Here is an 18,018-nt window from a genome sequence, read left to right on the forward strand (position 1 = left end):
CCGGCAGGCTTGTCACAGGGTGCGTAAGGGCTATAATGCTTCTCGCACCTCTTCGCGGGCGTAGTTCAATGGTAGAACGAGAGCTTCCCAAGCTCTATACGAGGGTTCGATTCCCTTCGCCCGCTCCAATTTCAAGTCTCCTGAAGTCTACCCAACTCAATTTTCCCTTGAAAAATAAGCGGTTATAGCTTTCTGTTAGTCTATTGAACTCCGACGGAGGACTCCACTTTGGTTGCCGGATCGGCGTTTTTGCTCTGCTGGCGCTGGAGTCGTAGCGTTTAGTGATATTTTCGCACTTATCCTGTTTCCGCAGGATGAGTGATTTTACGCAACCGGCTCGCGCTGACGACGACCGATACCGCAGAGGCCGCGGCGGCGCTCCACAGCGCAACATGAATTGCCCTTTCATCTGCTGCCAGCAGAACGCCTACAGCGGCGGCTCCCAGGCACTGCCCGAAAGTGCGCATAATGGATAAAACACCGGACGCATAACTCGCGTGCTCACGAATAACGTTTGAGAGCATTTCCCGGTTATTGGGACTCTGAAAGCAGCCAAACCCTATTCCGCACACCAGACTTCGCAGGCAGATATCCCACATTGAAGGGCTGGCGGGTAACGTCGCCAGCAGGATCAAACCGACGACAAATATCACCAGCCCCAGAGTGGATATCGCCGGGGCTGATATCGTGTCCGCCCAACGGCCTGCATGCGGCGCAATCACCACGATCCCTAATGGCCACGGCGTAAACAGCAGGGCAGACACTACCGGACTGTAGCCGTATTCGCTCTGAAACAGGAAGGGTAGCGCAATAAAGGTGATCCCCTGGCTGACAAAAGCAATCATCGACGTGAAGGCCGCGAGGGTAAAACGTTCATTTTTAAACATGGTCGGCGGCAGTAAGGGATGACCCGTACGGCGGATTTGCCAGATAAAAGCCATGCCGCTCAGCGCAGCGAGAGCCATCCAGCAAAGGCTGCCGAATTGATAAGTGGCGTTCTGTAGGCTGTTCGCCGCCATGATCGTCGAACCCAACAGCAGCGCCGACAATATGGCGCCCAGGGTGTCGAAGGGCGCCTGTATACGGATCGCATCCCGCGGCAGCGCTCTGACCGCCAGCAGTAAGGCGAGGGTGCCGGGAAGAACGTTTATCGCAAACAGCCATTGCCAGCTCAGGGTGTGAAGGATCGTACCACCCAATACCGGGCCGATAGCGGAGCTGGAGGCAATGAGCAGGGCATGGAACCCCAGAATGCGGCCAAGTAATCGTCCGGGAAATACGGACCTGAGTATTGCGGGGGCAATACTCAGCGTTGCCGCGCCGCCGATCCCCTGAAGCACGCGCATACCGATAAGCACTTCGGGCTTATTCGCCAGCGCGCAACCCAGTGATGTCAGGGTAAAGGTCGTCAGGCCCGCCAGAAATACGGGGCGATAACCCAGACGGGCCGCAAGCGCCGCGAATATCGCCAGCGTCATCGCAGCCGCCAGCAGATACCCGTTGGCGAACCAGACGGCAATACCGGCAGGTACCTGCATCTCCTGAGCCATTGAGGGCAGGGCAATGTTGATCATGGTGCCATCAAACACGCCCATTAAGGTGGTGGTCATGATTGCGGCCATCACCCGTGCGCGCGCCGGCCCAGGCAGTCCTTCGTCGCCGGGTTGGCTGGAAAAGAGCGTCATCATTTGTCCTCTGAGAAGAGTGTATGGATGACAAAACTATAAAGATGGCTTTTACTGGGCGGAAGGCGCACTATTTTCACTTTATTGTTGCATCAAACGCCTTATCTTAATGTGCTGGGAGAAAGGGTAATGTCTGATCCCGATTTTAATTTGCTGGTAGCTCTCGACATATTGCTGAGTGAAGCGAGTGTCGCAGGTGCGGCACGTCGTCTGAACCTCAGCACCTCGGCCATGAGCCGAACATTAAGCAGATTACGCGATGTCACAGGAGACCCGATTCTGGTGCGCGCCGGGCGTAACATGGTACTGACCCCGTGGGCCGAAGCGACCCGGGATCGCGCCAGGCGTGCAGTGCACGAGGCCAGGGCAGTATTGCAGCCCTCAACGGAAACGTTCTGCGCGCGAAGTCTGGCGCGTCTTTTTACCATCAGGGCAAACGATGGTTTTGTGGTGGCGTTTGGGCCTGCGCTCATCGCAGCGGTTGCCGACGCCGCGCCTGACGTCTGTATACGCTTCGCGCCTAAGCCGGAAAAAACGTCGCGCTATCTTCGGGAAGGGCTGGTTGATCTGGAGATTGGCGTTCAGAGTAATATGGGGCCAGAAATACGGCTGCAACGACTGTTTGAGGATCGGTTTGTTGGCGTCGTGCGTAAAGGGCACCCGCTGGCTAAGCAGGCAGAAATAGGCGTGGGTGATTATGTCGCCTGGGGCCATGTGGTAGCGTCACCCGAGGGCGCGTTGCACGGATCCGTTGACGATGCGCTGGCCGAACTGGGGACAAAACGTAAAATTGCGAGCGTCGTACCGGGATTTCCGACAGCACTGTCCGTGGCGCTGGAATCGGATCTTATCGCCATGATACCCGCACTCTATTTACTCAATCAGCAGGTAACGGACCAGGTACACGTTTTCGAGCTGCCGTTCAAAAGCCGTCGTATTACGGTATCGCAGATGTGGCACCCAAGGATGGAACGCGACCCCGGTCACCGCTGGCTGAGAAAGCAAATTCTTGCGATATGCGGTGGGGGGAGGTCAGTCATGGCCTGACCAAATAGACATGTCCGCGCTACAGTCTCGCCACAGCGATCGCTGCTTTCAAAGGATGAGACTCATGACGGCATACGGAACGGAAATTTTCTCAATGAGCGATCTGAACAGATTCACGTTCGAAGTCTCCATACTTCGATAGACCGTTTATGTTCTTTCCGTGAGACCTAATCGAAAGCCCTCGTGGTACCTTTAAATTAACAATTAACGACGAATAAAGGACAGCTTCCCTGTCCTTTATTCTTTTTTATTCAGTTTTGCTCTCGCGCGATCGCAATACCTCACCGACCACAGGAGCAGCGGTAAACGCATTTGGCCATCCCGCGTAGAACGCCGCCTGGGCAACCACTTCTCCGGCCTCTTCAGCCGAAAGCCCATTATCCATGGCTCTGTTTAGGTGGTAGCCAATCTGCGCGCTCTGTCCGGCGGCGATTAACGCGCTGACCGTCACCAGGCTTCTGTCGCGGGGCGTTAGCGCGGGCCGTTGCCAGAGGTCGAGAAACAGCGGGTCGGCGGTAAATTTAACCAGGCCAGGTGAAATGGGGCCGACATTTTTTTCGACGGTGTCTGCACGCTGTTTCTCTACCTGTTCATTGAGGGGCAGCAGCGTCGGCGAGGCGGCGGGGAGGGACTCTGCCGTCACGCCCCTGGCTTCAAAGATGGCTTTAGCGACGCTGACGGCTGACATCGCATTGGGCCAGCCAGCGTAGAAGGCGAGGTGAGTAATGATCTCTGACACTTCCGCTGGCGTCACGCCGCTATCGAGCGCGACGGCAATATAGTGCTTCAGCTCTTCTGGCTGGTTGCGGGCAATCAGCATCGCCATGGTCACGATGCTACGGTCGCGGGCGGACAGGGCGTCACGTTGCCAGAGGTCGTTGCTGATGGCCTCGCGGCCGAAGCGCGCCAGCGCCGGCGACACCGCTTGAATATCAGCGTCCGTAAGGGTAGAAGGGGTAATTTTCATCATAGCTTCATCTCTTTGTTCGTTGGCATAAGCAAAATCAGACAGCACAAGCGACAAGGCTGCCGCGGCAATCACGTTTTTCATATTTGCTCCTTTCCGATCCACTGGGCGGATCGTTATCGCGTCCACACCTGAGGATGGTCTTTGGCTTGCGGCGTGTTTTGCGCCATCACGCCTGTGAGGAAGTGCGGCTGATAGGCTTCTTCCAGATAGCGGATTTTTTCCGGGCTCAGTTGAAGGGCTACAGCGTTGACCGCGCCGTCAACATGATGCTTTTGCGTGGCGCCGACCACCGGGGCGGTGACTTTAGTCAGCAGCCAGGCCAGCGAAATTTCGGTCATGGAGACCTGATGCCGTTCGGCAAGTTCGGCGACGCGGGCAATAATGCTCCGATCCTGCTCTGCCGTGCGGTCGTATTTGCCCCGGGCATAATCATCTTCCACCGCTCGCCGCGTGTGGCCTTCTAAGCGGGCGAGACGGCCGCTGGCCAGCGCGCTATAGGGAGTCATCGCGATATTATCTTCCGCGCACAGCCCGAACAGCTCTCGTTCGTCTTCACGCATAATCAGGTTGTAGTGGCTCTGCACAGAAACAAAGGACGTCAGCCCTTCGCGTTCGGCAAGGGCGTTCGCCTTCGCCAACTGCCAGGCATAACAATTGGAAATGCCAATCGCGCGCACCTTGCCGGCGGCGACAGCGGCATGCAGCGCCTCCAGCACGTCGATAACCGGGGTGTTGTAATCCCAAATGTGGTAAATGTAGAGGTCGATGTAGTCCATCCCGAGGTTTCGCAGACTCTGGTCAAGCGAGCGGGTGATCGCCTGTTTTCCGCTGATCCCCCCGGCAATCTGGGCAGCGGTTCGTGGCAGAAACTTGGTGGCCAGCACCACATCCTCGCGTTTTGCCATCTCCCGCAGCGCCCGGCCAACGTACCGTTCGCTGGAGCCGTTCTGATAGGCGATGGCGGTATCGTAAAAATTGATGCCCTGTTCCAGCGCGTAGCGGATGATCTCCCTGCTGGCTGTTTCGTCCAGCGTCCAGCGATGCTGGCCCGTTGACGGATCGCCAAACCCCATACATCCCATGCAGATGCGGGAGACCAGTAAGTCACTCTTCCCGAGCCGGGTATACTGCATCTTTATTTTCTCCCTTTGGGTTATTCCACCAGAGTTTTAAGCCGTGCGATCAGTCTGGCCGCGTGTTCCCGGGCACGCGTTTTTTGCTGAGCGATTTTGTCGGCATCCCGGTCGGCGTAGCTAATGCCGCAGGTATAAACCGGCGCCAGCAGCTCAAGATTGCACAGCCTGGCCGTGGTCTCGAAGGGAAGGAGATACTCCTCAATGGCATAGCCAAAGAAACCGTCAGCGGTATAGAGCGTCTGTGGCGCTCCCGTGGTGAAGGAGAGGATCAGCTTTTTACCACCCAGTTTCGCCGTTGAGCCATGGGCGAAGCCGTGGACAAAGACCTCGTCCAGCCACTGTTTCATTAACCCGGGCAGCCCATACCAGCTAAAGGGAAACTGCCAGACAATCACATCCGCCTGCAGCAGGCTTTCCTGCTCTGCGGCGATGTTGAATTTGCCGTCCGGATAGAGCCAGTCCAGACGACGGATTTCCGCATCAGGCAGGGCGGTCGCCAGCTCATCGAGGATGGTGGCGTTGGCGATGGAATGGTTAAGATCCGGATGCCCGGAAACGATAAGGATATGAGGCTTTCTCATCGTTACTCCTGAGGTTTAAATTCGGCAGAGAAGAGGTTTTCCCAGTTAATAAACGAGCCGAGTGGAATACACTCGAAGGTTAATAAACCCGCCTTCGCCAGTGGAAATTCGGCCATGATGTTATTCGCCTCTTCCACGGTGTCGCACTCGAGGAAAATAGCGACGCCGGGTCGGTCCTGACGGAAATAGATGTCGCGGATAAAGCCAGATTTATACAGGCCCCAGGCATGGAGGGCTTCCGCGGTAAGGTGCGGCGCATAGTGTTCCAGCGTTGCGCCGGGCGCGGGGATATCCAGACATAAAATTCGCATCGTTGTCTCCGGAAAGTCGTTATCAGCGGGAAGAGACAAAAGTATACGAGCCACAGGGAGTGAAGATTAGGCGGTCATTGACTTAAGAATATTTAGCCTGTACTTAATAATCAGGCGAGACTGTCGCAAGGAGATGCTATGAATAACGCCCTTTATAATCAAATACGCATCTTTCAGAGCATTGCGCGCGAAGGCAATATCTCGGCCGCGGCGAGGAAATTAGAAATCACGCCGCCGTCTGTTAGCAATGCCCTCAAGTTGCTGGAGGAGCATATCGGTCATCCGCTTTTTGTGCGTACCACCCGGCGAATCGAGCTGACGGAAACCGGCCAACAGCTGCTGGAGCAAACCGCTGCGGCGGTCGAGGTCCTGGAAACATCGCTGGAGAGCCTCCGCGATCAGAATCGGGAACCCTCCGGGGCGGTGAGAATTACGCTCTCGCGCTTTGCCTACCTGCTTATTCTTAAACCGGCGATGGCGGCTTTCTGTCAGCAATACCCGGGGATCCAGCTGGAAATATCGGTCTATGACGGTACCGTCAATATCATTGAAGAACGATTCGACCTTGGGATCCGCTTTGGCGATATTCTCGAAGGCGGGGTGGTCGCCCGCCCGTTAATGAAACCGTTTCGCGAAGGGTTATATGCCTCCTCAACCTATCTGGCCGAATATGGCGTGCCTGAGTCGCCCGCCGATCTCAGCCATCACCGGCTGATTGGCTATCGCTTTATTACCAACCACCGCATCCTGCCGCTGATCCTCAATGACCACGGCGAGCAACTCACCGTGGAGATGCCGGGGCAGTTAATCAGCAATGATATTGACGTCATGGCAGACGGTATCCGCCATGGACTGGGGATTGGCCGCTTGTTTGAACCTATCTGGCGGCTACAGCCCGATCGTGAACAGTTTCTACCGGTGATGGAGGACTACTGGAAAACCTATCCGCCGGTTTATCTCTATTACCCGAAAAACGCGGGTAAAACGAAAAGGGTGAAAGCCCTGATTGATTTTCTGATAGCGCATACTGCGGCATAAAGGCTATTTTGCGTGCGAAATGTCTGAAGACACCGGCCCTGTCTTTCCCTCTGCCTTAACCCTATACTCCCTGCGGATAAAGCAGTTTTTTATCGCGGTGTAACGGCTTATCCCATCGTCAACGCGATGGACGGGGAATTTCAATAAGGGAGAGGCAGCAATGGGCAGACGCTTAATGGTCTGTGTGTTCGCGCTGGTGGCGTTTTCAGCGACTGCAGCGCATGGCCATCACGGCCAGTCGGTAATATCGGGCGCCGACGGCGGCAACGGTTCGGACGGCGGCAGTAGCGATAACTCCTCGGGGCGGGCAGGGTGCCCGGGCGGCACCGATCCCGATAAGCACGGCCATTTTTACCTGCCCGGCACCCGCGAACCCTGCAATCCTGGCCCTCAGGATGCAGAGAAAGTCGGGTCTTCCCGCTAGCGTTCAGCTCAGATCGTGCAGCGCTTTGTCCAGCGGCGGGGAAAGCTGAATATCCCGAAATGCAACCGCCAGTCCGCCGCGCTCCGGTGAGCAGCACATGACGCCGGCTTTTACCGGGCCTGACGGAAAGTAGCCGAGACGCAGCAGCGGCCAGCGCTCGCCGTCGGTCGAATACTGCAGCCTTAACGCATCGCCTTTGCGGGTCAGCCGTAGCCAGAAAGTGCGCGGGTCGCCGGGGAAAAGCCCGGTGGCCCAGTCGGAGCGGGTTAACGTCAGCACGCTGCCGATGGCCGGGGCATCGTCATTAAACTCAATCCCCGCCTTCAGCCAGGTCTGCTCGTTCGCCATCATCATCAGCCCGGCCTGGTCGTAAAGCGTGGTGAAATCCGCACAGATTTTTGCCTGCAGGGTAAAATCGCCCTCCACCTCAGCGGCATAAAGATGGCCGGAGAAGCGTTCGAAGCCATACCAGGTATGGCGCCAGAAGTCGGTATGCTTATCGGTGACCACCGTCAGGCCGTCGGCATCGCGGTGCCACTCGGCAGGTTCATTAATCCAGTGAAAGGATGGCTGCATTTTTCCTCCGGAACAGGCTTATAACAGCGACTGCAGCGCGGGCGACGCCATGCTGGCCTCAAAGGGAATAATCTCCGTATGGGCGAGGCCCAGCTGCTGGAAGGGATCCTGGCCCAGACGCGATTCCAGAATTTCCCGGCTGTCGCATTTCGCCAGAATCACCCCGCCGGTACGAGGACTACGGCGGCCGGAGGCGAGAAAGAGGCCGTCAGCATAGCATTTTTTGAGCCATTCGACGTGGGCGGGGATCGCGTTGTCAATCTCTTCGAGCGGTTTTATATACGTTAAAACAACCACATAAATCGTACTCATCCTGAAAACCCTGTCAATCCGATGGGATCTTCAGCCTGACACATTTCAATGATGGATAAAAGAAAACGCGGCATTTTTGCGTGCTATTGAGCAGGAGGCGCGTGCTGCAACTGCAGGGAGATTTATCGCAGCTGTGAAAAAAACATATATGTATTTTCGAATGTATATTGATCTTTAATCGTGGTCCCGTATGCTGTCCGTCACGCTTGAGGAGAAACCATGTCTTTATTACCCCTGCAACTGTTCAAAAACCTCGCCGATGAAACCCGGCTGGGGATCGTGCTGTTGCTCAAGGCGCGGGGAGAGCTGTGCGTATGCGATCTCTGTACGGCGCTCGCCCAGTCCCAGCCCAAGATCTCCCGCCATCTGGCAATGCTGCGGGAGAGTGGGCTGCTGCGGGATCGAAAACAGGGTAAGTGGGTCCATTATCGCCTCTCTCCGCAGATGCCGGCCTGGGCGGCGCAGGTGATTGAGCAGGCCTGGCTAAGTCAGCAGGACGATGTGCGGCTGATGATCAGCAGACTGACTGACGGGCCGGGTTGTCGGTAAAAAATTTATCTTATCATATATGATTTTTCGAATGTGATTGGTGGAGGAACGATGTTGCTGGCAGGTGCGATTTTTGTCCTGACCCTGGTGCTGGTGATCTGGCAGCCGCGGGGTTTAGGGATCGGCTGGAGCGCGGCCTTTGGCGCGGCGCTGGCGCTGGTCACCGGTGGCGTACAGATAGCCGATATCCCGGTGGTGTGGCATATCGTCTGGAATGCCACCGCCACGTTTATCGCCGTGATCATTATCAGCCTGCTGCTCGACGAGTCCGGCTTTTTTGAATGGGCCGCGCTACACGTTTCCCGCTGGGGAAGAGGGCGGGGTCGTCTGCTGTTTACCTGGATTATCCTGCTCGGCGCGGCGGTGGCGGCGCTGTTTGCCAACGACGGCGCGGCGCTGATCCTCACGCCCATCGTGATTGCCATGCTGCGGGCGCTGGGGTTCAGTAAGGGAACGATGCTGGCCTTTGTCATGGCTGCCGGGTTTATTGCCGATACCGCCAGCCTGCCGCTGGTGGTGTCGAATTTAGTGAATATCGTGTCGGCAGATTTCTTTGCCATTGGCTTCAGGGAGTACGCTTCGGTGATGGTGCCGGTCGATCTCGCGGCAATCCTCTCCACCCTGGCGATGCTGCACCTGTTCTTTCGCAAGGATATCCCACCCGCCTGGGATATGGCGTTACTGAAAGCGCCGGCCACGGCGATAAAAGATCCGGCGACGTTCCGTACCGGCTGGGGCGTGCTGCTGATGTTGCTGGTCGGCTTTTTCGTTCTTGACCCGCTGGGGATCCCGGTCAGCGCCATCGCGGCGCCGGGAGCGGGGATCCTGTTTGCTGTCGCGAAGCGCGGGCGAGTGATTAACACCGGCAAGGTGCTGCGCGGCGCCCCATGGCAGATTGTGATCTTCTCGCTGGGGATGTATCTGGTGGTGTATGGCCTGCGAAACGCCGGATTAACGGATTATCTGACCACGGTGCTAAACATGCTGGCGGAGCGCGGGCTGTGGGCCGCGACGCTGGGCACCGGTATCCTGTCGGCCTTCCTCTCTTCGATCATGAATAATATGCCCAGCGTGCTGGTCGGCGCCCTGTCGATTGATGGCAGCGCGGCAACAGGGACGATCAAAGAGGCCATGATATATGCCAACGTCATCGGCTGCGATCTGGGGCCGAAAATCACGCCGATTGGTAGCCTGGCCACGCTGCTCTGGCTGCATGTGCTGACGCAGAAGCACATCACCATCGGTTGGGGTTATTATTTCCGCTGCGGCATCACCATGACCCTACCGGTGCTGCTTGTGACGCTGGCCGCGCTGGCGCTGCGTCTCTCCTTCAATCAGCCATGAGAACGTGCTATGAGCATCACCATTTACCATAACCCTGAATGCGGCACCTCGCGTAATACCCTGGCGCTGATCCGCAACAGCGGCGCTGAGCCCACCATTATCTATTATCTGGAGACGCCGCCGTCGCGCGATGAGCTGCGTCAGCTGATCGCCGCGATGGCGATCCCGGTGCGGGCGCTGCTGCGGCAAAACGTCGAACCCTACGATGCGCTGGGCCTGGCGGAAGACCGGTTTACAGATGACCAGTTAATCGACTTTATGCTCCAGCATCCGATCCTGATTAACCGCCCGATCGTGGTGACGCCGCGGGGCACCCGACTCTGTCGCCCGTCAGAGGTGGTGCTGGAGATCCTGCCGGCGCCGCAAAAAGGCGCCTTCGTGAAGGAAGACGGTGAGCGGGTCATTGATCGGGCGGGGCAGCGTGTGAAATAGCGCGCAAAATGGCGCCGGCTATAGCAGCCGGCAAGCCTTGTAAATCCTGCCGCACGGTTGGCTCTCCGGGGGTAGCACCTGGATGGCTTAACAATATTCTCCCTTAGCGCTATTTCTGCCTCCTCCGGCCCGTTTCCCTTACTTTTCCTGTCGTTATATGCCCTGCCCGTACCGACGGTTTTTGTCCTTTGTTAATCAATCAACTTACTGTTTTTAATAAATAAAATTATGTATTCTGCACAATGGCATAATGTCAACGCCGTTTACGTTTTTGCGAACATTAAATCTATAAAACTAGATGTTTGTCGACTTTTCATCTAAAAAGGAACGGTAAGGGGCTGGACAAAACCACTGCATGGTTATCAAATGGTTAAAAATGCTCGTATCTGATGTTAAGACAAACAAATTATAAATCGTCAGCCCGCTTTATACGGTTAACTTGCGCTGCGGCGCACCTTTTCTGGAGAATTTATGCATTCCTCTGTTAATAAAAACGAAAGCCGTACCTTTTTCGGCCATCCTTATCCGCTGGGCTCCCTGTTCTTCACTGAAATGTGGGAGCGTTTCTCGTTTTACGGGATCCGTCCCTTACTGATCCTGTTTATGGCGGCGACGGTTTACGACGGCGGGATGGGGCTGGCGCGGGAGAACGCCTCGGCGATCGTCGGGATTTTTGCCGGCAGTATGTATCTGGCCGCGCTGCCGGGCGGGTGGCTGGCGGATAACTGGCTAGGCCAGCAGCGCGCCGTCTGGTACGGCTCGATTCTTATCGCCCTCGGGCACCTGTCGATCGCCCTGTCGGCATGGCTGGGCAACGACCTGTTCTTTATCGGCCTGATGTTTATCGTCCTCGGTTCCGGGTTGTTTAAAACCTGTATCTCGGTGATGGTCGGTACCCTGTATAAAAAAGGCGACGCGCGCCGCGACGGTGGTTTTTCGCTGTTCTACATGGGGATCAACATCGGCTCGTTTATCGCGCCGTTAATCTCCGGCTGGCTGATTAAATCCCATGGCTGGCACTGGGGCTTCGGCATCGGGGGGATCGGGATGCTGGTGGCATTGATCATTTTCCGTGTCTTTGCCGTACCGTCGATGAAGCGCTATGACGCGGAGGTTGGCCTCGATTCCACCTGGAACAGCCCGGTGGCGAAAAAGAATGGCGTTGGGGCGTGGCTGCTGGCGCTGGCCCTGGGAGTGGCGGTGCTGGTCACGCTCATTAGCCTGGGCACGATCGTGATTAACCCGGTGGCGGTGGCCAGCGTGCTGGTCTATGTGATTGCCGCCTCCGTGGCGCTCTATTTCATCTGGCTGTTCGTCTTCGCCGGCCTGAGCCGTAAAGAGCGGGCGCGCCTGCTGGTATGCTTTATTTTGCTGGTCTCGGCGGCCTTTTTCTGGTCCGCGTTTGAACAGAAACCGACCTCCTTCAACCTGTTTGCTAACGACTACACTAACCGGATGATCGGCGATTTTGAGATCCCCGCGGTCTGGTTCCAGTCGATTAACGCCTTGTTTATCATTCTGCTTGCGCCGGTCTTCAGCTGGGCGTGGCCAGCGCTGGCGCGCAAAAACGTCCGTCCAGGCAGTATGACCAAATTCGTCATTGGCATCCTGTGCGCGGCGGCGGGCTTTGGCCTGATGATGCTGGCGGCGCAGAACGTCCTGAACAACGGCGGGGCCGGTGTGTCGCCGCTGTGGCTGGTGGGCAGCATCCTGATGCTGACGCTCGGCGAACTGTGCCTGAGCCCGATTGGTCTGGCGACCATGACCCTGCTGGCGCCGGAGAGAATGCGCGGCCAGATGATGGGGCTGTGGTTCTGCGCCAGCGCGCTGGGTAACCTGGCTGCGGGGCTGATTGGCGGTCATGTGAAGGCCGATCAGCTGTCGCTGCTGCCGGACCTCTTTGCCCGCTGCTCTATCGCGCTGCTGATCTGCGCCGCCGTACTGGCCGTGCTGATTGTCCCGGTCCGCCGGATGCTGGAGAACAGTCAGTCCAGCGCCGCGCAAAAATCCGTCAGCAACGCCTGACGCGATCCCCAGGCCGGTCCCCCGGGACCGGCTTGTTTTTTGTCCAACCCCCGCCTCAGCTGTGCAAAATCCCCTTTTCTGAATGCGCGATGTCCCATAACGTGAGCGTGTTCTTTGAAATCACGTCGCTTTCCGGTCCATAGTGTAGTCAGGTTTACTATGTGGTTAATATAAGGACACACCTATGCCAGCAGTCATTGATAAAGCATTGGATTTCATTGGTGGTATGAATACGTCTGAGCCAGTACCACAGTCTATGGATGAAAGTACCGCGAAGGGAATTCTCAAATATTTGAAAGAACTGGGCGTGCCAGCCAGCCCGGCCGATGTCGCTGAGCGCGGTCAGCAGCAGGGCTGGAGCGCCGGGTTTACCGACAAAGTGGCGGAGTGGGCTGAACGGGTCGCCGCCGGCGAACGGCTGGTGATTAAGCATCCGGAATTCTTTTCCACCTACATGCGCGAAGAGCTGCGCGCGCTGGTGTAATCGCCGCGCATCAATCCCGCGTCTTCTGTTAAATGCCTTCCCCATCCGGGAAGGCATTCTTGCTGATGACAAACCTGTTTGGTTATTGTGCCCGCCTTTCTGCCGGGCGGCGGCTTCGCCTTACCCGGCCTACGAAAGGCAGCAATATCAAACCGTTATGCGGTTGGCTGTAGGCCCGCGCAAGCGCAGCGCCGCCGGGCAACCCCTGAAGATTGCCCTTTGGCTGCAGTCTGAATGCCTTCCCCTCCGGGGAAGGCATTTTTGTTACTGGCCGCGGTAGCCGCCGCCCAGGGCTTTGATCAGGGTAATGTCGATGCTCAGCCGCTGGGCCTCAATGTCCAGCAGCAACAGCTGCTGGGCAAGAACCGCCCGTCGGGCCTCTTCGGCGGCGTAGCGGCTGAGCAGGCCGCGCTGATAATGTGCGCGAGCGCTGTCGGTGGTGGTCTGCGCCGCGGTGACCTTCAGCTGCTGCAGCGCGCGCTGCTGATTCAGGTCGTTAAGCTGGCTGGAGCTGATGGCGACATCGCGAACCGCGTCCAGCACCGCCTGGTTGTACTGTTTGATCAGAATATTGCTGGCGGTGCGCACCGACTGCAGATTGGCGTTCAGACGACCGCCGTCGAAGATCGGCAGATAGAGCCCGGGCAGCAGGTTGATCTGCTGGAAAGAGGACTTAAACAGATCCCCGACGCTCAGGGCGTTATAGCCCCAGAACGCTTTGATATCAAAATGGGGATAGAAGGCCGCTTTCGCCGCGTCGACCTGGCTCAGGGAGGCGGTCACGTATCCGCGCAGCGCTTGCAGGTCCGGGCGGCGGGCCAGCAGCTCGAAAGAGAGCGACGGCGGCAGCGTCTCCTGGAGCGCAGGCAGCGCTACCGGATGGATCGCCGGCATGCTTTGCGCATCGGCGCCGATCAGCGCCCGCAGGGTTTCACGATACTGGGTCAGCATCCCCTCGGCGCTAATGATCTGCTGGCGGGCGGCGAGCTGTTCGGCCTGGGCGTTGGCCACGTCCACACTATCCTCCACACCGCGTTGGGTCCGGTGCTCGTGGGCCGCCACCGAGAACTGGGCAATGCCCTCCAGCTCCTGCAGCAGCGCGATTTTCTGGAATGTCGCCTGCATGGCGAAATAGAGCTGCGCCACGCTGCTGGCGATGTCGAGCTCAATGCCGGCGGTCTCCGCCAGCCGGGCGTTTTTCTCGCCAATGGCGGCGGCGACCCGGGCGCGATCGGCTCCCCAGAGATCGATATTCAGCTGCGCCCCGACGCCAACGGTGTTCAGCGTATACCACGGACCGTTCTTATCCACCGGCAGGGAGTAGGAGTAGGGCCAGCTAAAGGATTTGTCGGTGATCCGCAGGCGGTTTTGCGCCGCGACGGCGGTGGCCTGCAGGCCCATCGCCGACTGGGCGAGTTCCACCGTAGACTGCGACTGGGAGATGCGCAGCCGGGCGGCCTGCATGGTCGGCGAATTCTGCAGCGCCCGGTTGATCAGCATATTGAGCTGAGGGTCATCGTAGGCCTCCCACCAGCGGGCTGCCGGCCAGTTGCTGTTCGCCAGGTGGATCACCTGCGCCAGCTGGGCCTGCTGCGGATTGACGATGGCGACCTGGGCAGGCTCGTCCTGAATCAGCGCGCAGCCGCTGAGCAGCGTCAGCGTCAGGGTAAGGAGAGTGCCGCGCAGCCGCGCGGAGAAAGGAAGGATCATCATGACGTTTTAGCCTGTTGCTCAGTCGCTATCGGTGTCGGGCCCCAGTCGGGCAGGGTGGCCAGCGCGGCGGCCAGCGCTGGGCCAAAGGGGTTAGTCAGGTCGGTGGCCAGCGGTTCGGCAGGGGCCGTTGCCTCCTGTTCGATACGTTCGGCGTAGCGCCGCAGCTGTTCGGCGCAGCGGGCCAGGGTCGGGTCTCCCGGCGCGGCGTTGAGCCGGTATCCTTCGCTGAGGCGGGCGATCTCCTCGGCCCGGGCGAGGGTGGCGCGCATCGGCCAGTTTTTCGCCTGGGGCCAGGGGTGGGCATACGTGCCCAGCGGTTCGGCGCGAACCCGATGGATAAGTGCTTCGCTGTCGGTGAAGGCGACAAACAGAGGGGCCAGCGGCACCACATCGTGCGGGGCGGCGAGGCAGTCCGCCAGCCGGCGATAGAGTCCGGCGAGGCGCGATTTCAGCTGCGGCGCTTCGCTGTCCGGCCAGAGATATAAATGGACAATGGAGGAGACCAGCACCCCGAGCAGGATACCCAGCACCCGGTCCCGTAGCTCGGTGAGGTTAGTCAGCGGACCAAACCAGCTGAGGAAGGCCAGCGCAAAGGTGAAGCCAATCTGGATCCCGGCGTAGGCGATACGCTCCGAACCGGCGGCAATCCAGGCCGCCAGCGCCAGCACTGGCAGGGACATCGCCAGCAGCCCCGACAGCGAGTCGGTCCAGGGCTGGACAAAAACGATTAACAGCAGCGCCAGCAGAGTGGCGAACAGCGCGCCGCCGATGCGCAGCCACGTCTTTTGCATCGTGGCGCCCAGCCCGGGCTGGGCGACGATCACGCAGCTCAGCATAATGGTATGCAGTCCCTGCCAGTCGGCAGCGGTATAGAAGACATAGCAGATTAGCGTCGCCAGCAGGGTCTTGAGCGCAAAATGGAGATACGCCGGGTTGCGCCAGGCGTCCGGCGCCAGCAGGGGCGGCTTCTCCACCTCGCCCTGCGGCAGAGCAACGGGCTCACCCAGGGCCAGCCGCTGCAGAAGGGCTACCATCTCCTGCAGAACGGCGCGATTGACGCCGCGGCCGCTGAGCGCCAGGGGAGGAATAGCGCCGTCAAACGGCCCCTCGCTGAGGGCACTCTTCAGCTGCAGCACCGCCTGCGACAGCCGCAGGCGATCGTCGCTATCGGCCTCGTCCGCTTGCAGCAGCGCCGCCAGCTGGTAGCAGCGCAGGGTGGCGGCCAGCCGCGAGCGCCAGGCCTGGGGATCGGCGGCGATCTCCGGCGTCGCCCGGCTGGCCTGGGCGAACAGCGACTGCAGCTGGTTGAACTGCGCGGCGGTCTCGCCGAAGGTCGGTGGCGCTTCAGCGTCCGGGTCTGCCAGCCGGCTGGCGACCGCCTGCAGCATCTCCGCCAGACGCGCCTTAAACTGGTTGCCGGGAAAGGCCTGCTGAAAACAGGCGTTGACCAGCAGGGTGACGAGGATCGCGGTGTTAATCGCCACCCACAGCCAGAGCAGCAGCCGCACCAGGATTTCACTCTGGCTGGTCATCGACGGGAAGGTTTGGGCGTAAATCACCGCCAGCGCCACCACGAAAAAGGCCAGTCCCAGCTTGCCCAGCACCCGCATCAGATAGATGGCGCAGAAAAAGAGCGCCACGGAGGCCGCCAGGCGGATCAGCGGGTAGTCATAGGTCCACTTGATGATCAGCAGCACGCCGCCGAGCGCCACGCTGACGGTGACAAAAAAGACCACGCTGACTAACTTAATCATCAACACGTTAGGCTGGCTGACGTAGAACACGACGATCAGCGCGACGGCCAGAAAGGGGATCTGCAGGGTCATGAACAGGGTGATGAGCACCGCACAGCTCAGCGTCAGGCGCAGCGTGTAGCTGGCGCGTCCCGGTGCGTCGCGCAGTTCCTGGCGTAAAAAATGGGCGAGAGGAAACATCGCGTCGCCCGGCTACGGCTGCAGCACGGCGCTGGCCGAGGCGCCCATGCGGAACAGTTCAGGATCGGGATCGCTGACGGCGATTTTCACCGGGAAGCGCTGCGAGACGTGGACCCAGTTAATGCTTTTCTGGATCAGCGGCAGGCCTTCGATGACGCTCCCGCCTTCGGGCAGGACGCCGGAGCCGACCGAATCCACCACCCCGTTAAAGGTCCGGTTGTGGTTGGTCATCACGGTGATGCGCGCCGCCACCCCGGGGCGCACGTTGTTCAGGTCGGTTTCGCGGAAGTTAGCGATCACATACCAGCGGTCGTCATCCAGCAGGGTGAAGACTGGCTTCAGCGCCGAAGCGTACTGGCCGACGGTGGTTTTCAGCGCCACCACCACGCCGTTGAACGGCGCGCGCACTTCGGTGAATTCCAGATGCAGTTCGGCGAGGGCGATTTGCGCCAGGATCCCGGCGCGTTGCGCCACCATGGCATCCACGCCGGTCACAGCCGCCGAGGCCTGTCTGGCCTGCAGCAGCGTGGCCTCCAGCTCCGCCCGCGCCGCTTTCTCGGCGGTGCGCGCCTGATCGAGATCTTCCTGCGAGGCAAACCCCTGCGGCACCAGCGGCTCAAGGCGGATGCGCGTGGAGGTGGTCTGCTTGACCAGCGCTCTGGCGCGCTCGACGGCGGCCGCCACCGACTGGGCGTTATACTCCTGCGCTTTGATGGTGCGCTGGGTCAGCATAATCTGCGCGTCGAGGGTCGTCAGCCGCGCTTTCGCGTCATCGAGCATCGCCTGATAGGGGCGGGGGTCGATGCGGAACAGCAGATCGCCTTTTTTCACCCGCTGGTTATCGCGAATGGGCATCTCCACGATGCGCCCGCTGACCTCGGGCACCACATCGATGGTATCGGCGTAGACATAGGCGTCATTGGTCTCTGGCGACGTTTGCAACTGCCAGATAACCAGGATCAACGCCAGGATGGCGGCCAGGACCAGCGCCAGCAGAGGCCATTTCTTGCGTAACAGGGGAGTGCGGGAAGTAGTCATAAGCGATCAGTGAACAAAAAACAGAAACCACAGCAGTGTGGCGAACAGGAACATCAGCGCGACATAGCTGAAGACCAGGGGAGAAAAGCGCGGCTGCCAGCCTTTACGGGTAATCAGGATATGGCAGGGGATCAGTAAAAACGCCCCGCCCAACAAGCAGAAAAACCAGCCGGGGAATGCGGCGCCCAGTACCGGGATCGCTGGTGAGAGTGAGCAGCCGGTCAGCGGCAAGACGAGCAGTAGCCGCGCTGGGCGGGCTATGGTGGCAATATGATTCAATGGAACATCCCTGAGTGCTCTTACCAGTGTGTCATGAGTGTAATCGCCTCGTTGCGGGAATGAAAGTCAACCGTTCGTTGACTGCGGGATCCTTGCGCGCCGGGAGAGGGGGAGGATGCGCCAAATCGCTCTCCTCACGC

At 58.9% G+C, this 18,018-nt stretch carries 19 protein-coding genes and 1 tRNA gene; 9 read left to right on the forward strand and 11 right to left on the reverse strand.

Annotation, left to right across the window (positions count from 1 at the left end):
• The first annotated feature begins 54 nt into the window (after window positions 1-54).
• A tRNA-Gly gene (locus MKS11_RS01770) sits at window positions 55-128 on the forward strand.
• A gap of 168 nt (window positions 129-296) precedes the next feature.
• On the opposite strand, the gene MKS11_RS01775 is transcribed toward MKS11_RS01770, so the two are convergent.
• Complete coding sequence (locus MKS11_RS01775; RefSeq protein ID WP_048295570.1) at window positions 297-1,685, reverse strand: MFS transporter; 1,389 nt, start codon at window positions 1,683-1,685, stop codon at window positions 297-299.
• Window positions 1,686-1,814: 129 nt separating this feature from the next.
• Here MKS11_RS01775 and MKS11_RS01780 point away from each other — a divergent pair, with 129 nt between their 5' ends.
• On the forward strand, window positions 1,815-2,732 hold the full coding sequence (locus MKS11_RS01780) for a LysR family transcriptional regulator (protein ID WP_004205331.1): 918 nt from the start codon (window positions 1,815-1,817) through the stop codon (window positions 2,730-2,732).
• A gap of 247 nt (window positions 2,733-2,979) precedes the next feature.
• On the opposite strand, the gene MKS11_RS01785 is transcribed toward MKS11_RS01780, so the two are convergent.
• Genes MKS11_RS01785 through MKS11_RS01800 form a run of 4 tightly spaced genes read right to left on the reverse strand, consistent with a single transcriptional unit; the run spans window position 2,980 to window position 5,730 of the window.
• Window positions 2,980-3,783 carry a carboxymuconolactone decarboxylase family protein gene (locus MKS11_RS01785; protein ID WP_048295568.1) on the reverse strand — a complete coding sequence of 268 codons (804 nt, stop codon included), beginning with the start codon at window positions 3,781-3,783 and terminating at the stop codon, window positions 2,980-2,982.
• A gap of 32 nt (window positions 3,784-3,815) precedes the next feature.
• Window positions 3,816-4,835: an aldo/keto reductase gene (locus MKS11_RS01790; RefSeq protein ID WP_284109357.1), complete on the reverse strand. Its 1,020-nt coding sequence runs from the start codon at window positions 4,833-4,835 to the stop codon at window positions 3,816-3,818.
• Between the two features lie 20 nt (window positions 4,836-4,855).
• On the reverse strand, window positions 4,856-5,419 hold the full coding sequence (locus MKS11_RS01795; RefSeq protein ID WP_004205334.1) for an NAD(P)H-dependent oxidoreductase: 564 nt from the start codon (window positions 5,417-5,419) through the stop codon (window positions 4,856-4,858).
• A 2-nt stretch (window positions 5,420-5,421) separates the two neighbouring features.
• Window positions 5,422-5,730, reverse strand: a complete 309-nt coding sequence (locus MKS11_RS01800) for a hypothetical protein (RefSeq protein ID WP_017899806.1) — start codon at window positions 5,728-5,730, stop codon at window positions 5,422-5,424.
• Window positions 5,731-5,868: 138 nt separating this feature from the next.
• Here MKS11_RS01800 and MKS11_RS01805 point away from each other — a divergent pair, with 138 nt between their 5' ends.
• Window positions 5,869-6,768: a LysR family transcriptional regulator gene (locus MKS11_RS01805; protein ID WP_017899807.1), complete on the forward strand. Its 900-nt coding sequence runs from the start codon at window positions 5,869-5,871 to the stop codon at window positions 6,766-6,768.
• Window positions 6,769-6,928: 160 nt separating this feature from the next.
• Window positions 6,929-7,192 (forward strand): hypothetical protein, encoded by a 264-nt coding sequence (locus tag MKS11_RS01810; RefSeq protein WP_017899808.1) that lies wholly within the window; start codon window positions 6,929-6,931, stop codon window positions 7,190-7,192.
• Window positions 7,193-7,195: 3 nt separating this feature from the next.
• Here the strand turns inward: MKS11_RS01810 and MKS11_RS01815 are convergent, their stop codons facing one another.
• Entirely contained in the window at window positions 7,196-7,768 is a 573-nt protein-coding gene (locus MKS11_RS01815; protein WP_087770923.1) for a DUF1349 domain-containing protein, read from the reverse strand.
• A gap of 18 nt (window positions 7,769-7,786) precedes the next feature.
• Window positions 7,787-8,080, reverse strand: a complete 294-nt coding sequence (locus MKS11_RS01820) for a YciI family protein (protein WP_087770922.1) — start codon at window positions 8,078-8,080, stop codon at window positions 7,787-7,789.
• Between the two features lie 219 nt (window positions 8,081-8,299).
• Between MKS11_RS01820 and MKS11_RS01825 the strand changes: the two genes are divergently transcribed.
• The 5 genes from MKS11_RS01825 to MKS11_RS01845 all read left to right on the forward strand — a co-directional run bounded on the left by MKS11_RS01825 (window position 8,300) and on the right by MKS11_RS01845 (window position 12,914).
• Entirely contained in the window at window positions 8,300-8,629 is a 330-nt protein-coding gene (locus MKS11_RS01825; RefSeq protein ID WP_004205342.1) for a metalloregulator ArsR/SmtB family transcription factor, read from the forward strand.
• Window positions 8,630-8,680: 51 nt separating this feature from the next.
• Window positions 8,681-9,973 (forward strand): arsenic transporter, encoded by a 1,293-nt coding sequence (locus MKS11_RS01830; protein ID WP_032456594.1) that lies wholly within the window; start codon window positions 8,681-8,683, stop codon window positions 9,971-9,973.
• A gap of 9 nt (window positions 9,974-9,982) precedes the next feature.
• Window positions 9,983-10,405, forward strand: coding sequence for a glutaredoxin-dependent arsenate reductase (arsC, locus tag MKS11_RS01835; RefSeq protein WP_043520910.1), 423 nt, complete (start codon window positions 9,983-9,985; stop codon window positions 10,403-10,405).
• A 471-nt stretch (window positions 10,406-10,876) separates the two neighbouring features.
• Complete coding sequence (locus MKS11_RS01840; protein WP_017899270.1) at window positions 10,877-12,430, forward strand: peptide MFS transporter; 1,554 nt, start codon at window positions 10,877-10,879, stop codon at window positions 12,428-12,430.
• Between the two features lie 184 nt (window positions 12,431-12,614).
• On the forward strand, window positions 12,615-12,914 hold the full coding sequence (locus MKS11_RS01845) for a DUF1889 family protein (RefSeq protein WP_004205347.1): 300 nt from the start codon (window positions 12,615-12,617) through the stop codon (window positions 12,912-12,914).
• A 264-nt stretch (window positions 12,915-13,178) separates the two neighbouring features.
• Here MKS11_RS01845 and MKS11_RS01850 read toward each other — a convergent pair whose 3' ends face one another.
• The 4 genes from MKS11_RS01850 to MKS11_RS01865 are packed head-to-tail and all read right to left on the reverse strand — an operon-like array spanning window position 13,179 to window position 17,878.
• On the reverse strand, window positions 13,179-14,627 hold the full coding sequence (locus MKS11_RS01850; protein WP_087770921.1) for an MdtP family multidrug efflux transporter outer membrane subunit: 1,449 nt from the start codon (window positions 14,625-14,627) through the stop codon (window positions 13,179-13,181).
• A complete protein-coding gene (mdtO, locus tag MKS11_RS01855; RefSeq protein WP_087770920.1) occupies window positions 14,624-16,561 on the reverse strand; it encodes a multidrug efflux transporter permease subunit MdtO in 1,938 nt (645 codons plus the stop codon). Before mdtO ends, MKS11_RS01850 begins: the two co-directional genes overlap by 4 nt.
• Before the next feature lie 12 nt (window positions 16,562-16,573).
• A complete protein-coding gene (gene mdtN / locus MKS11_RS01860) occupies window positions 16,574-17,599 on the reverse strand; it encodes a multidrug transporter subunit MdtN (RefSeq protein WP_023319101.1) in 1,026 nt (341 codons plus the stop codon).
• A gap of 6 nt (window positions 17,600-17,605) precedes the next feature.
• Complete coding sequence (locus tag MKS11_RS01865) at window positions 17,606-17,878, reverse strand: YtcA family lipoprotein (RefSeq protein WP_004205353.1); 273 nt, start codon at window positions 17,876-17,878, stop codon at window positions 17,606-17,608.
• Window positions 17,879-18,018 lie beyond the last annotated feature (140 nt).

This window comes from Klebsiella sp. K5-45, assembly GCF_030128605.1.
Lineage (GTDB): Bacteria > Pseudomonadota > Gammaproteobacteria > Enterobacterales > Enterobacteriaceae > Klebsiella > Klebsiella quasipneumoniae.